Annotated in this window: 10 protein-coding genes; all 10 read left to right on the forward strand. The window is 59.5% G+C overall.

The window, feature by feature from the left end; all coding sequences use genetic code 11:
• The first annotated feature begins 1 nt into the window (after position 1).
• The 10 genes from ACYVIS_RS14345 to asd all read left to right on the forward strand — a co-directional run bounded on the left by ACYVIS_RS14345 (position 2) and on the right by asd (position 14,143).
• Positions 2–1,039: an alpha-ketoacid dehydrogenase subunit beta gene (locus ACYVIS_RS14345; RefSeq protein WP_460874245.1), complete on the forward strand. Its 1,038-nt coding sequence runs from the start codon at positions 2–4 to the stop codon at positions 1,037–1,039.
• Positions 1,040–1,087: 48 nt separating this feature from the next.
• Positions 1,088–2,338, forward strand: a complete 1,251-nt coding sequence (locus tag ACYVIS_RS14350; protein ID WP_460874396.1) for a dihydrolipoamide acetyltransferase family protein — start codon at positions 1,088–1,090, stop codon at positions 2,336–2,338.
• Between the two features lie 142 nt (positions 2,339–2,480).
• Positions 2,481–3,404, forward strand: a complete 924-nt coding sequence (locus ACYVIS_RS14355) for an alpha/beta fold hydrolase (RefSeq protein WP_232742945.1) — start codon at positions 2,481–2,483, stop codon at positions 3,402–3,404.
• Between the two features lie 59 nt (positions 3,405–3,463).
• A complete protein-coding gene (locus tag ACYVIS_RS14360) occupies positions 3,464–4,312 on the forward strand; it encodes a 3',5'-nucleoside bisphosphate phosphatase (protein ID WP_460874246.1) in 849 nt (282 codons plus the stop codon).
• 133 nt (positions 4,313–4,445) lie between these two features.
• Positions 4,446–5,003, forward strand: a complete 558-nt coding sequence (gene greB / locus ACYVIS_RS14365; protein ID WP_232742947.1) for a transcription elongation factor GreB — start codon at positions 4,446–4,448, stop codon at positions 5,001–5,003.
• 143 nt (positions 5,004–5,146) lie between these two features.
• Complete coding sequence (gene purL, locus ACYVIS_RS14370; protein ID WP_460874248.1) at positions 5,147–9,190, forward strand: phosphoribosylformylglycinamidine synthase; 4,044 nt, start codon at positions 5,147–5,149, stop codon at positions 9,188–9,190.
• A 388-nt stretch (positions 9,191–9,578) separates the two neighbouring features.
• Complete coding sequence (gene leuC / locus ACYVIS_RS14375; RefSeq protein WP_232742949.1) at positions 9,579–10,982, forward strand: 3-isopropylmalate dehydratase large subunit; 1,404 nt, start codon at positions 9,579–9,581, stop codon at positions 10,980–10,982.
• Positions 10,983–10,991: 9 nt separating this feature from the next.
• Complete coding sequence (gene leuD / locus ACYVIS_RS14380) at positions 10,992–11,651, forward strand: 3-isopropylmalate dehydratase small subunit (RefSeq protein WP_232742950.1); 660 nt, start codon at positions 10,992–10,994, stop codon at positions 11,649–11,651.
• Positions 11,652–11,875: 224 nt separating this feature from the next.
• A complete protein-coding gene (leuB, locus tag ACYVIS_RS14385) occupies positions 11,876–12,952 on the forward strand; it encodes a 3-isopropylmalate dehydrogenase (RefSeq protein ID WP_232742951.1) in 1,077 nt (358 codons plus the stop codon).
• A 60-nt stretch (positions 12,953–13,012) separates the two neighbouring features.
• On the forward strand, positions 13,013–14,143 hold the full coding sequence (gene asd / locus ACYVIS_RS14390) for an aspartate-semialdehyde dehydrogenase (protein ID WP_232742952.1): 1,131 nt from the start codon (positions 13,013–13,015) through the stop codon (positions 14,141–14,143).
• The last annotated feature ends 2 nt before the right edge of the window (positions 14,144–14,145 follow it).

A 14,145-nucleotide genomic window follows, 5' to 3' on the forward strand; every position in this document is an offset into this window, starting at 1 on the left:
CATGGCAGAGAACAGCAATCTACCCACACGGCCCATGACCATGATCCAGGCCTTGCGTTCCGCCATGGATGTCATGCTCGAGCGCGACAGCAACGTGGTTGTCTTCGGCCAGGATGTCGGCTATTTCGGCGGCGTGTTTCGCTGTACTGAAGGCTTGCAGGCCAAGTATGGCAAGTCGCGCGTATTCGATGCCCCGATCTCCGAAGGCGGGATAGTCGGAGCCGCCGTGGGCATGGGAGCCTATGGGCTGCGTCCGGTCGTGGAGATTCAATTTGCCGATTACTTTTATCCCGCCTCCGATCAAATCGTCTCCGAGGCGGCGCGGCTGCGCTACCGCTCGGCCGGCGAGTTCACCGCGCCGCTGACGATACGCATGCCCTGCGGTGGAGGCATATATGGCGGCCAGACCCATAGCCAGAGCCCGGAGGCCTTGTTTACGCATGTCAGCGGTCTGCGCACGGTGATGCCGTCCAATCCCTACGATGCCAAAGGTCTGCTCATCGCTTCGATCGAAAACGATGATCCAGTCATTTTTCTGGAACCCAAGCGCTTGTACAACGGTCCGTTCGACGGCCATCACGACCAGCCTGTGGTGCCATGGTCCAAGCATCCCTTGGGCGAAGTGCCGGAAGGCTACTACACGGTTCCGCTGGAGTCCGCGTCGGTTTTTCGTCCCGGTTCCGATCTCACCGTACTGACGTACGGCACCATGGTTTTTGTATCTGAAGCGGCGGCGCAGGAAACCGGCATCAATGCCGAGATCATCGACTTGCGCAGCATCTGGCCGCTGGATCTGAATGCAATCGTCAGTTCGGTCAAAAAAACCGGCCGTTGCGTAGTGGTGCACGAGGCCACGCGTACCAGCGGCTTTGGCGCCGAATTGGTTGCGCTGATCCAGGAGCATTGTTTCTATTATCTTGAAGCCCCGATCGAGCGTGTCGCTGGGTGGGATACACCTTATCCGCATGCGCAAGAGTGGGAATATTTTCCCGGGCCGGCGCGAGTCGGCGCAGCCTTCAAGCGCGCAATGGAGAATTGACATGATTTTCGCATCCCTGTCTATTCCGGCTTGTTGCCCGGGGGCATGATGGCTATTCACATCATAAAAATGCCGGACATAGGCGAAGGCATTGCAGAGGTCGAGCTGGCCGAGTGGCATGTGCAGCCGGGCGATAGCGTTAGCGAGGACCAGGTGCTGGCCGAAGTCATGACCGACAAGGCGACGGTCGAGGTGCCGTCGCCTGTGGTGGGTACGGTGGTGGCTCTTGGCGGTGCGGTCGGCGATGTGCTGGCCGTGGGTGCCGAATTGATACGTATCGAGCTTGAAGGCGAGGGCGGCTCCAGCCCGGATGCGCCCGAGAAAAAAGAGCAACGCCAGGTTCGGCCCGCCGATTCTGCGCCGGCGCCCTCGATGCCGCAGGCGGGAAGGGAGCCTGGGGTCTTGGCCGAACAGGTATCGACCCAGGGTGAAAAGCCGCTGGCTTCTCCATCGGTGCGCCGGCATGCCAGGGAGCTTGGGCTTGAACTGAGCGAGGTGCGGGGCAGCGGTCCGGCCGGCCGCATCCGGCATGAAGATCTGGATGCCCATGCGGCCACCCCGGCCGCTTCAACCGCCACTGCGTCACGCTATGGCCAGCGGCACGATGAAACCGCTGTTCCCGTCATAGGTCTGCGCCGCAAGATTGCGCAAAAAATGCAGGAATCCAAGCGTCATATTCCACACTTCACCTATGTGGAAGAAGTCGATGTGACCGAGTCCGAGGCATTGCGGGCGCGGCTTAATGCCAAGTGGGGCGGCCAGCGTGGCCGCCTTACCATGCTGCCTTTGCTGATCCGGGCCATGGTGCTGGCCTTGCGGGATTTTCCGCAGATCAATGCGCGTTTCGACGACGAAAAAGGCGTCGTAACCCGCTACGGCGCCGTACATATGGGGGTTGCGACTCAAACCGAACATGGCTTGATGGTGCCGGTGTTGCGTCATGCCGAAGCATGCGATTTGTGGGCCTGCGCCGCGCAAGTCGCGCGCCTTGCCGAAGCGGCGCGCGCCGGCAAGGCCACGCGCGAAGAGCTTTCCGGCTCAACCATCACCATCACCAGCCTGGGTGCCTTGGGCGGCATTGTGTCCACCCCGGTGATCAATCATCCGGAAGTGGCTATAGTGGGCATTAACCGCATCGTCGAACGGCCGGTCATTCTTGGCGGAGCGGTGGTCGCAAGAAAAATGATGAATCTGTCTTCCTCATTCGATCATCGCGTGGTCGACGGCCTGCATGCCGCGGAGTTCGTGCAAGTGGTGCGCGGCTATCTTGAATGCCCGGCCACCATGTTTGTAGAGTAAGCCAAACCGGTTCGAAACTGGAAGCCTGTTCCGAATCGGTTTACCATCCTGTAATACATCCACATCCACTCTCCGGTTGTGCCGCATGGTGCATTCCTGCATTGAAGCGCGGCTATGGTATTTTTTAAGCGAGCTCCTTGTCATGACAGAACCCCGTCTCGATTATGTAACCTGCGCGAGCCCTGCCGGCTTGCATCGCATGGCTTATTGGGAATGGGGCGATCCGCAGAACGATAAAGTGTTGTTGTGCCTGCACGGCCTGACGCGTACCGGGCGGGATTTCGATAATCTGGCCGCTCGCCTGAGCGCCCACTATCGGGTGGTGTGCCCCGACGTGGCGGGCCGCGGCAAGTCCGACTGGCTGCTTGATCCGTCCGGCTATGTGGTGCCGCAGTATGCCGCCGACGTGCTGACCCTGATCAATCGCCTGCAGGCTTCGCAACTGGATTGCCTGGGTACTTCCATGGGAGGGCTGATTTTGCTGGCGTTGGCCGGCTCGATCGCGATGTCGGCCGCGGCTCGTCCGGATCGGGGCGAATTCGGACTGCCGGCCAGCCAGGCCTTGCGCCTGGGTAAAATCGTGTTGAACGATATCGGACCCAGCCTGAACTTCGAGGGACTCAAGCGTATCGGTGAATATGTGGCGGAAGCAAAGCAGTTCGATACTTTTGCCCAGGCCGTCGATTATGTGCACACTGTTTCCGAAACTTTCGGGCCCCACACCCAGGCCCAATGGGAGCAGCTCACCAAGTACGTGTTCAATCATCAGGGCGGGCATTGGGTCAAGCATTACGATCTGGCCATGTCACAACCGTTTTCTTCGCAAACGCCCGAAGCCGTTCAGGCTTCCGAGGTTCTGTTATGGGGAGCCTATCAAAGTATCGCGACGCCTGTCCTGCTGGTCAGGGGAGCCTTGTCGGATCTGCTGCCCGCCGAGGTTGCCCAGCAGATGCTGGCCCGTAATCCGCATGCGCGCCTGTTCGAAGTTCCGGGAGTCGGCCATGCGCCCACTTTTTTGAACGACGATCAAATTGACCCGGTCGAACGATTTTTGTTGGACGACTGACAGCGGAGTATGTTGTTTTTCGATACGTATTTGAAAATGCCCAGGATATATCCCGATACATGCCGTCAGCCCCAAACTTGAATGTCGATTTGCATTGCCACTCCACCGTTTCAGATGGCGTGCTCGAGCCGCATGCGCTTGCTCGGCGCGCACATGCGAACGGTGTACAGATGTGGGCTCTTACCGATCACGACGAGGTGTCCGGCCTGCCGCAAGCCGGGCAGGTGGCGCGTGAACTGGGCATGCAATTCGTCCCCGGAATCGAAATTTCCGTAACGTGGTCGGGGAAAACCGTGCATATCGTGGGCTTGGGCATCGATGCCGGCCATGCGGCCCTCAATCAAGGGCTGGTCGAGATACGCACAGGCCGCGTCGAGCGCGCCCGTAAAATTGCCGATCGTCTGCGGGACCTGGGTGTCCCCGACAGCTACGAAGGCGCGCTGGCTTATGCCGGCAACCCTTTGCTGATCAGCCGCACGCATTTCGCTCGTTTTATGGTTGAGCGCGGGTACTGTAAAACCATGCAGGCGGTTTTCGATAAATACCTGGGCGATCACAAGCCTGCCAATGTGTCGGGAAGCTGGGCAAAATTGGCAAACGCGCTGGCCTGGATCCACGATTCGGGCGGGCGGGCGGTCATTGCGCATCCGGGGCGCTACAACTACACGTCGGTTCAGTTTGGTGCTTTGTTCGACGAGTTCAAGCAGTTGGGCGGCGAGGCCATTGAGGTCATTACCGGCAGCCACAGCGTCGATCAATACAGGCAGTACGCCGACGTTGCGCGTCGATACGGCTTTATGGCCTCCTGCGGCTCCGATTTTCATAGCCCGGGCGAAAGTAGAAAGGATCTGGGATCCCTGCCGTTGCTGCCCGCCGACTTAAGGGCGGTCTGGCACGATTGGGTCTGATCCATGACCAATCGAATGGCCTGAACAAAATGGCTCGATACGGGTCATAGCTTATATAAGCTTAATAGGCCTTTTTAACAAGCTCGTCCAACTTGAAGTTCAAGCCCTTGTGCAGGTTTACGTTTTTCACTCCATGAATAAAGCTTTTGTAAAAGAATCCGATCACGATGACGAAGAGGACCCGGGCACCGAGGCCCCGCCTTTGCCGGCGGGCACCAAGAATTACATTACGGTGCAGGGCTATCAGAGGCTGCGTGCCGAATTGGCGCATTTAATGACCGAAGAGCGTCCCTCGGTCGTACAGGTGGTGTCGTGGGCGGCATCCAATGGCGATCGTTCCGAGAACGGCGATTACCTGTATGGCAAGAAACGCTTGCGCGAAATCGACCGGCGCATGCGCTTTTTGACCAAACGCCTTGAAATTGCCGAGGTGGTCGATCCCGCTTTCCAGCCCAATAAAGATCAGGTTTTTTTCGGGGCGACCGTGTTGTATGCCGACAAGGCGGGGGAAGAGCACAGGGTAACGATCGTGGGTGTGGACGAAGCCGAGCCCTTGCAGGGGAAAATCAGCTGGATTTCGCCTGTTGCGCGGGCCCTGATCAAGTCCCGCGAGGGCGACACCGTCAATTTGCGTACGCCGGCCGGCATCGACGAGCTGGATATTATCGAAATCAGCTACCCTTCCTTGTAACGGCAAGCCGTTTTTTCCCGGGATGGCAGGGCTGGGGCCGCGCTTGTCCGGAAGAGTGGGAAATATACTTCCGGCATGCGTCAGCCGAGTTGTGCTTAAGCCGTTAAAATGCGGTTTTACATCATTCAGCCTGCGCCTTCATCGTGAATTCTATCCAGCATTTTCTTGGTTCTTCGGTTTTGTCGTCGTTTCGCCGCGAGCGCCTGCTAAAGCGTTTTGCCCAGCTTGACTTGCCGGTGTCCGATATCCAGGGCCAGTTTGAACACTATGTGTGGAGCGAGTCCGAATTATCCGGGCAAGACCGGGAAAGGCTGGCCGCGCTGCTCGATTATGGCGAACCGGCCCAGGCCTTGAAAGGCGACAAGCAGGCTCTGGTGTTGCGTGTCGTGCCCCGGTTGGGAACGGTATCGCCCTGGGCCAGCAAAGCTACCGACATTGCGCATAACTGCGGCTTGCCGGCCGTGCGCCGCATTGAACGGGGTATTCGCTACCTTGTGCATCCTGGCCGGGGGATATTGGGGCCCAGGCATATCGATGAAGGGCAGTTGGCACAAATAGCCTCGTGCCTGCATGATCGCATGACTGAAACGGTGGTTGATGCCGCTTTCGACGGTGCGGCGCTGTTTGCTTCGTTGGCCGGCAAACCCATACAGACCATAGACGTGCTGAAGCGAGGGCAGGCCGCGTTGCTGGAAGCCAACCGGAATCTGGGCCTTGCCTTGTCTGAAGACGAGGTCGAGTACCTGGACCAGTCCTTCAGGCAGTTGGGGCGCAATCCCACCGACGTTGAGCTGATGATGTTCGCCCAAGCCAATAGCGAGCATTGCCGCCACAAGATTTTCAATGCGCAGTGGGTCATCGATGGCGTGGCGCAGACCCATACCCTGTTTGGCATGATACGTGCCACGCATGCGGCCCAGCCCCAAGGCACCGTGGTGGCTTATTCCGACAACGCGGCTGTCATGGAGGGTGGCCGGGCCCGGCAATTTTATGCCGCGCTGCCCGGTGAAACGGCCGCGGCCCGCTATGGCCACACAGACGCGGTCGTGCACACCTTGATGAAGGTTGAAACGCATAACCATCCCACCGCCATTGCCCCGTTCCCCGGCGCCGCCACCGGTGCCGGAGGCGAGATTCGCGATGAAGGAGCAACTGGCAGGGGTTCCAAGCCCAAGGCGGGGCTGACGGGTTTTACTGTGTCGAACCTGCGTTTCGATGATGGCCTGGAGCCTTGGGAAGAAGACTCGCATGGGTCTCCCGAGCGGATCGCCAGCGCCCTCGATATCATGATCGACGGCCCCATCGGAGGGGCGGCGTTCAATAACGAGTTCGGGCGCCCCAATCTGCTGGGCTATTTCCGTACCTATGAACAGACGGCGGGCGACGTTCGCTGGGGCTATCACAAACCCATTATGATTGCCGGCGGCCTGGGTTCCATCGATGATAGGCTTACTCACAAGGATCCTATTCCGCCGGGTGCCTTGCTGGTCCAGTTGGGTGGGCCCGGAATGCGCATCGGCATGGGTGGCGGGGCGGCTTCCAGCATGAGCGCCGGAGCCAATAGCGCCGAGCTCGATTTCGATTCGGTGCAGCGCGGCAATCCCGAAATCGAGCGGCGCGCCCAGGAAGTGATCGATCGATGCTGGCAGCAGGGAAGCGGCAACCCGGTGCTGGCGATTCACGATGTGGGCGCCGGGGGCCTGTCCAATGCCTTTCCCGAACTGGTGAACGATGCGGGCCGTGGCGCCGTGTTCGAACTGCAGCAGGTGCACCTTGAGGAATCGGGCTTGTCGGCCGCCGAAATCTGGAGCAATGAGGCCCAGGAGCGATATGTGCTGGCGATACAGCCCAAAGACCTGGCTCGCTTCGACGCCATCGCGCGGCGCGAGCGCTGTCCGTACGCGGTGGTCGGGGTGGCGACCGAAGAGCGGCAATTGCGCGTGACGCATGGCGAAGGTTTGCCCGGGGTTAGCGAGCAGCTTGTTCCCAAGGCCGATTCCGCCATTCGTCCGGTCGATGTGCCCATCGATGTGATTCTGGGCAAGCCGCCGCGCATGACGCGCGACGTACAGCGTTTGCCCGGCGTTGTTGCGCCGGTCGATCTGACCGTCATGACACTCGACGATGCGATACAGCGGGTTTTGCGGCACCCAACGGTGGCGAACAAGAATTTCCTGATCACTATAGGCGACCGTTCTGTAGGGGGCCTGAGCAGCCGCGACCAGATGGTGGGACCCTGGCAGGTGCCGGTGGCCGATTGTGCCGTGACTCTCGCGGATTTCGAAGGAGTGCGCGGCGAGGCAATGGCCATGGGTGAGCGCACGCCGCTGGCCGTTATCGACGCCGCGGCCTCGGGCCGCATGGCGGTCACCGAGGCCCTGACCAATCTGGTTGCCAGCGATGTGAAACGCCTTGAAGACATCAAGCTTTCCGCCAACTGGATGGCGGCCTGCGGTGTGGACGGACAGGATGCGGCGCTGTACGACACCGTTTTTGCGGTGAGCACCTGGTGCCAGCAATTGGGCCTGTCGATTCCCGTTGGCAAGGACTCCCTGTCCATGCGCACTTCCTGGGACGAGCGCGGCGACAAGCGCGAGGTGATCGCTCCCGTTTCGCTCATTGTTACGGCTTTTGCGCCAGTGGCCGATGTGCGCGCCACCCTGACTCCGCAATTGCGCACCGACGCGGGCGAGACGGTCTTGATCCTGGTCGATCTGGGCCGAGGGCGCAATCGCCTGGGCGGGTCGATATTGGCCCAGGTGTTCAACCAGGTCGGCAAGGCCGTACCGGACATGGATGAGCCCGAGTCCCTGCAGGCTTTTTTCAGCACCGTGCGCCAATTGGCGGCCGATGGCCATATCCTGGCCTACCACGACCGCTCCGACGGCGGCCTGCTGGCTACCCTATGTGAAATGGCGTTTGCCGGGCATGTCGGGGTTTCGATCAATCTCGATATGCTGACGATCGATCCTCGCGCATCGGACTGGGGCGACTACAAAATACGTACTGAGCAGGTTGCGGTGCAGCGTGACGAGCTGACACTGAAAGCCTTGTTTGCCGAAGAGGCCGGGGCGGTCGTACAGGTGCCGTTGGCGCAGCGCGATAGGGTTATGCAGCAGTTGCGCGAAGCGGGCCTGTCGGCTTATTCGCACGTGCTGGGTGGCTTGAATACCCAGGACGAAATCCAGATTTATCGCGACGGAAAATGCATTTACAAGCACACCCGCTTCGATCTGGGCCAACAATGGAGCGAGGTCAGCCGCCAGATCATGGCCCGGCGGGACAATCCCCAATGCGCGCAGGCCGAATTCGATACTTGGCAAAATACAGGCGACCCGGGTTTTACACCGGCCGTTGCGTTCGATCCGCAGGAAGACATTGCCGCGCCGTTCATCTCCACAGGCAAGCGGCCCCGCGTGGCTATCTTGCGCGAGCAGGGCTGCAATAGCCAGGTGGAAATGGCCTGGGCTTTCGACAAGGCCGGCTTCGAGGCCTGGGATGTGCACATGACCGACCTGTTGTCGGGCCGCGTGCGTCTGGACGATGTGCAGGGCCTGGTGGCTGTGGGTGGATTCAGCTATGGCGATGTACTGGGCGCCGGCGAGGGCTGGGCCCGCACGATCCGCTTCAATCAGCAGCTGTCGGACCAATTTGCCGGGTACTTCGCCCGCCCCGATACTTTTGCGCTTGGGGTGTGCAACGGCTGCCAGATGATGGCGGCTCTGGCCGGCATGATTCCGGGTGCCGAGCATTGGCCGCGTTTTACACGCAATGTGTCGGAAAAATACGAGGCTCGCCTTTCCCTGGTCGAAATTCCCGATTCCCCGTCGCTGTTCATGCGAGGCATGGCGGGAACCCGGCTTCCGGTTGCGGTGGCCCATGGTGAAGGTTTTGCCAATTTTGCGCAGCAGGGCGACATCGGCAAAGTGCGCAGCGCGCTCAACTTTGTCGATAATCATGGTCAGCGCACCGAGGTGTATCCGTACAATCCCAATGGCAGCCCGCAAGGCCTGACTGGGGTTACCACGGCCGATGGCCGTTTTACCGTGCTGATGCCGCATGCTGAACGGGTCACGCGCAATGTAATGCTGTCGTGGTCGCCGCCGCGCTGGGGCGCCCGCGACAGCGGCGGCGATGCCAGCCCCTGGATGCGCATGTTCCGCAATGCCAGGGTCTGGCTGGGCTGATCCCCGTCAAATCGCAGGTGGCGCCTCTTCATGCGGGTACCTGTTGTTCGCGTTCTTAAGGCGCGGGGGTGGCGGCCCGGGCAGGGGCGGCACCCTCTAGTGTTTGCTTAACAGTGCCGCAGGTGTTTGGAGCGTTCCTATCCCATCCCGAATCTCCGTGATGGTAGGCTCTTTATCTGCAGGATATCACTTTTTATACCAGTATAAAATCTCTTCTTGTACTAGGTTCTGGCGGTGGCATAATAAATAAAAATCGTCCCGGAAACACTTGGGTTTATACAGCGCTGCACCGATCGGTGGTGTTCGGGCTGTAATCCCGGGGGTACCGCAGCCATGGCGAAAATCGCATGGCTGATACCTTTAATTTGTCCTTTCTAAGAGCATTGCCATGGCCCAAACTTTATACGACAAACTCTGGGATGCACATGTCGTGCATCAAGAGTCCGACGGTACCTGTCTGCTGTACATCGATCGCCATCTGGTGCACGAAGTTACCAGCCCCCAGGCGTTCGAAGGCCTGACCCTGGCGGGCCGCAAGCCGTGGCGGGTTGGAGCCAATCTGGCGGTTGCCGATCACAACGTGCCCACCACCGCGCGCAGCCAAGGCATTCAGGACCCGGTTTCCCGCTTGCAGGTCGATACGCTGGACGACAACTGCGAGAAATTCGGCATTACCGAATTTCGCATGAATGATTTGCGTCAAGGCATTGTGCACATCATTGGGCCGGAGCAGGGTGCGACCTTGCCTGGCATGACGGTCGTATGCGGCGATTCGCACACCAGCACTCACGGCGCTCTGGGGACCCTGGCGTTCGGCATCGGCACCTCCGAGGTGGAGCACGTGCTGGCAACTCAGACCTTGCTCATGAAAAAGAACAAGAACATGCTGGTTCGCGTCGAAGGTGAATTGCCTTTCGGCTGCACCGCCAAAGACTTGGTGCTTTATGTCATCGGCAAGATCGGCACGGCCGGCGGCACCGGCTCTGCCATCGAATTTGCGGGCAGCACGGTTCGCGCCCTGTCGGTTGAAGGCCGCATGACTGTCTGCAATATGGCCATCGAGGCGGGGGCTCGCTCGGGCATGGTGGCGGTCGACGAAAAAACCATCGAGTATTTCCGCGGACGTCCTTACGCGCCCACTGGCATAGTGTGGGACCAGGCGGTGCAATACTGGAGCACGCTGCATTCCGATGAAGGCGCCAAGTTCGACCGCATCGTTGAGATCGACGCGCGCCAGATTACTCCGCAAGTGACCTGGGGCACTTCGCCTGAAATGGTTCTGTCGGTCGATAGCCGTGTTCCGGATCCCGACAAGGAAAAAGACGAGCTGCGCCGCAGTGGCATGGAGCGCGCCTTGCAATATATGGGTTTGAAGCCCAATACGCCTCTGGTCGATATTCGCATCGACAAGGTATTCATCGGCTCCTGTACCAATGCCCGCATCGAAGACTTGCGTGCCGCGGCGCTGGTCGCGCGCGGCAAGCGCGTTGCCGCGAATGTCAGGCAAGCCATGGTGGTGCCTGGCTCGGGGCTGGTTAAAAAACAGGCCGAGCAGGAAGGCCTGGACAAAATCTTTATTGCGGCCGGCTTCGAGTGGCGCGAACCGGGTTGCTCCATGTGCCTGGCCATGAATGCCGATCGCCTGGAACCGGGCGAGCGTTGCGCCTCGACCTCGAATCGCAATTTTGAAGGGCGCCAGGGCCAGGGCGGGCGCACGCACCTGGTCAGTCCGGCCATGGCGGCAGCAGCGGCGGTTGCCGGGCATTTTGTCGACGTCAGAAATTTTCGCTAAGGAATTACCGTGCAAGCATTTACCACCCATAAAGGCATAGTGGCCCCGCTCGATCGTGAGAATGTCGATACCGACCTGATCATTCCCAAGCAATTCCTGAAGTCCATCAAACGCTCGGGATTCGGCCCCAATCTGTTCGATGAGCTGCGCTACCTGGATCACGGCGAACCCGGCATGGATAACAGCAAGCGTCCGCTCAACCCCGATTTCGTCCTGAATCAGCCCCGCTACAAGGGGGCCTCGATTCTGCTGGCGCGCAAGAACTTCGGTTGCGGCTCAAGTCGCGAGCATGCGCCGTGGGCGCTGTCGCAATACGGTTTTCGCGCCATTATCGCGCCGTCGTATGCCGACATTTTCTTCAATAACAGTTTCAAGAATGGCCTGCTGCCGATTGTACTTTCCGAACTTGAGGTAGCGCGCCTGCTGGACGAGGTAAAAGCCTTTGTCGGCTATCAGTTGCGCATCGATCTGGAGCGTCAGGTGGTCATTGCCCAGGATGGGCGCGAACTGAGTTTCGACATTGAGCCGTTTCGCAAACATTGCCTGTTCAATGGCCTGGACGACATCGCCCTGACGCTGCAGAAATCGGATCAGATTCGTGCGTTCGAGGCCGAGCGCCTGACGCGGTTTCCTTGGCTTGAAGCGCATCCGGTCAGCCAGGCACGATAGGGTCGGATTCCGGTTTGGGCCTTTGCGCCCGGACAAGGCCGCGTTACCGCGGCCTTTGCCATATTCAGCGGCCCCAGTTGCATGAATCGCACAACTTCGGCTTTTTTCGCCCTGACGGGCGCGGCGAAGCTTGGCTTTGCCATTCATTCACTTTATAAAGGACTGTTGGGCAAGGCGGCGGTATGTCTACCGCCGCCTTGCCTTGGCAGCTATCAGGATAAATCATGAGTCACAAAATAGCAGTATTACCGGGCGACGGCATCGGCCCTGAAATTACCGAACAGGCCGTGCGCGTACTGCATGCCCTGGGCCTGGGTATTGAAACGCAGATCGCCCCGGTGGGCGGGGCGGCATTCGATGCGCTGGAGCATCCCTTGCCGCCGTCGACACTCGATTTGGCGAAAGGCTCCGCGGCGGTGCTGTTTGGCGCGGTAGGCGACTGGAAATACGATAGCCTGCCGCGTGAATTCCGGCCTGAGCAGGCCATTCTGGGTTTGCGCAAAGCCATGGGGCTGTTTGCCAATTTACGTCCGGCCATTCTGTACCCGCAATTGGCCAATGCCTCGTCGCTGAAGCCCGAGGTGGTGTCCGGGCTGAATATACTGATTGTCCGTGAGCTGACCGGCGATATCTATTTTGGCCAGCCGCGCGGCGTGCGCGATGTTCAGGATGGGCCGTTCAAGGGCGAGCGTCAGGGCTTCGACACCATGCACTACGCCGAATCCGAGATACGGCGCATCGGGCGGGTCGGCTTCGAGGCTGCTCGAAAGCGCAATAAAAAGCTGTGCAGCGTCGATAAATCGAATGTGCTCGAGACCTCGCAGTTCTGGCGCGACATCATGATCGAAGTGGCTCGCGACTATCCGGATGTGCAGCTCTCGCACATGTATGTCGATAATGCCGCCATGCAACTGGTGCGGGCGCCCAAAGAGTTCGATGTCATCGTAACCGGCAATTTGTTCGGCGATATCCTGTCCGACGAAGCCGCCATGCTGACAGGTTCGATCGGCATGCTGCCCTCGGCTTCGCTCAATGCCTCGAATCAGGGCCTGTATGAGCCCAGCCATGGTTCGGCGCCGGACATCGCCGGGCAAAACATCGCCAATCCCCTGGCCACCATACTGTCGGCGGCCATGCTGCTGCGGTATTCGCTGAACGCTGCCGCGCAAGCCGATCGGGTCGAGGCCGCGGTGCAAGCCGTGCTGGAGCAGGGCCTGCGCACGGCCGATATTTTCGAGCCAGGCACCCGCAAGGTGTCGACCTCCGAAATGGGCGATGCCGTATTGAAAGCATTAAAATGATGCTTTAGGCTTGATTTATAATGCTTTACGCGTGATTTTTATTTTTTTAAGTGATTTGAAATGAACCAGGCAGTAGGTTTGGTCGGTTGGCGAGGCATGGTGGGTTCGGTCCTCATGCAGCGCATGCGCGACGAAAATGATTTTTCTTTATTCCAACCGGTGTTTTTTTCCACCAGCAATGCGGGCGGCCCTGCTCCGAAGTGGGCCGACGGTGCACCGGCGCTGCAAGACGCCCACGATATCGATGCCCTGAAAAAATTGCCGATCATCGTAACGGCCCAGGGCGGCGACTACACCTCGGCGGTATACCCCAAGCTGCGCGCGGCGGGCTGGGACGGCATATGGATAGACGCGGCCAGTACCTTGCGCATGAAAGATGACGCAATCATTGTGCTCGACCCGGTCAACCGCCCGGTGATCGACGCCGCGCTGCAACGCGGCATCAAGAACTACATAGGTGGCAATTGCACCGTAAGCTGCATGCTCATGGGCCTGGCCGGCCTGTTCAACAGCAATCTGATCGACTGGATGAGCAGCATGACCTACCAGGCAGCGTCGGGCGGTGGCGCCCAGCATATGCGCGAACTGCTGACACAGTTCGGATTGCTCAATGAAGCCGTCAGGCCTTTGCTTGACGATCCCGCCTCGGCAATTCTGGAAATCGATCGCGGCGTCTTGCTGAAGCAGCAGGACAGCAGCCTGCCGCAAGACAATTTCGGCGTTCCGCTGGGCGGCAGCCTTATCCCCTGGATCGACAAAGACCTGGGCAATGGCATGTCGAAGGAAGAATGGAAGGCCGAGGCTGAAACCAATAAAATTCTGGGTCGCGGCCCGGCTTTTGGTTCCGGGCTTACGCCTATCGATGGTTTGTGCGTGCGCATTGGCGCCATGCGCTGCCATAGCCAGGCTCTTACTATCAAGCTCAAGAGCGATGTGCCGCTGGACGAAATCTCCGATATTCTGCGCCAGGGCTCCAAGTGGGCCAAGGTCATCCCCAACACGCGCGAAGCTACCATGCGCGAATTAACGCCGGTAGCTGTTACCGGAACGCTCGATATTCCTGTTGGCCGCTTGCGAAAAATGTCCATGGGGCCCGAATATCTCAGCGCGTTTACGGTGGGCGATCAACTGTTATGGGGTGCGGCCGAGCCCTTGCGGCGCATGCTGCGCATCACTTTGGGTGAACTCTGAAC

The sequence above is a fragment of the Paralcaligenes ginsengisoli genome, assembly GCF_054781135.1.

What these genes read in the sequence shown, in the direction of transcription:
- ACYVIS_RS14345 (WP_460874245.1), top strand. Translation starts at nt 2, where the DNA reads ATGGCAGAGAACAGCAATCTACCCACACGGCCCATGACCATGATCCAG.
- ACYVIS_RS14350 (WP_460874396.1), top strand. Translation starts at nt 1,088, where the DNA reads ATGGCTATTCACATCATAAAAATGCCGGACATAGGCGAAGGCATTGCA.
- ACYVIS_RS14355 (WP_232742945.1), top strand. Translation starts at nt 2,481, where the DNA reads ATGACAGAACCCCGTCTCGATTATGTAACCTGCGCGAGCCCTGCCGGC.
- ACYVIS_RS14360 (WP_460874246.1), top strand. Translation starts at nt 3,464, where the DNA reads ATGCCGTCAGCCCCAAACTTGAATGTCGATTTGCATTGCCACTCCACC.
- greB (WP_232742947.1), top strand. Translation starts at nt 4,446, where the DNA reads ATGAATAAAGCTTTTGTAAAAGAATCCGATCACGATGACGAAGAGGAC.
- leuC (WP_232742949.1), top strand. Translation starts at nt 9,579, where the DNA reads ATGGCCCAAACTTTATACGACAAACTCTGGGATGCACATGTCGTGCAT.
- leuB (WP_232742951.1), top strand. Translation starts at nt 11,876, where the DNA reads ATGAGTCACAAAATAGCAGTATTACCGGGCGACGGCATCGGCCCTGAA.
- asd (WP_232742952.1), top strand. Translation starts at nt 13,013, where the DNA reads ATGAACCAGGCAGTAGGTTTGGTCGGTTGGCGAGGCATGGTGGGTTCG.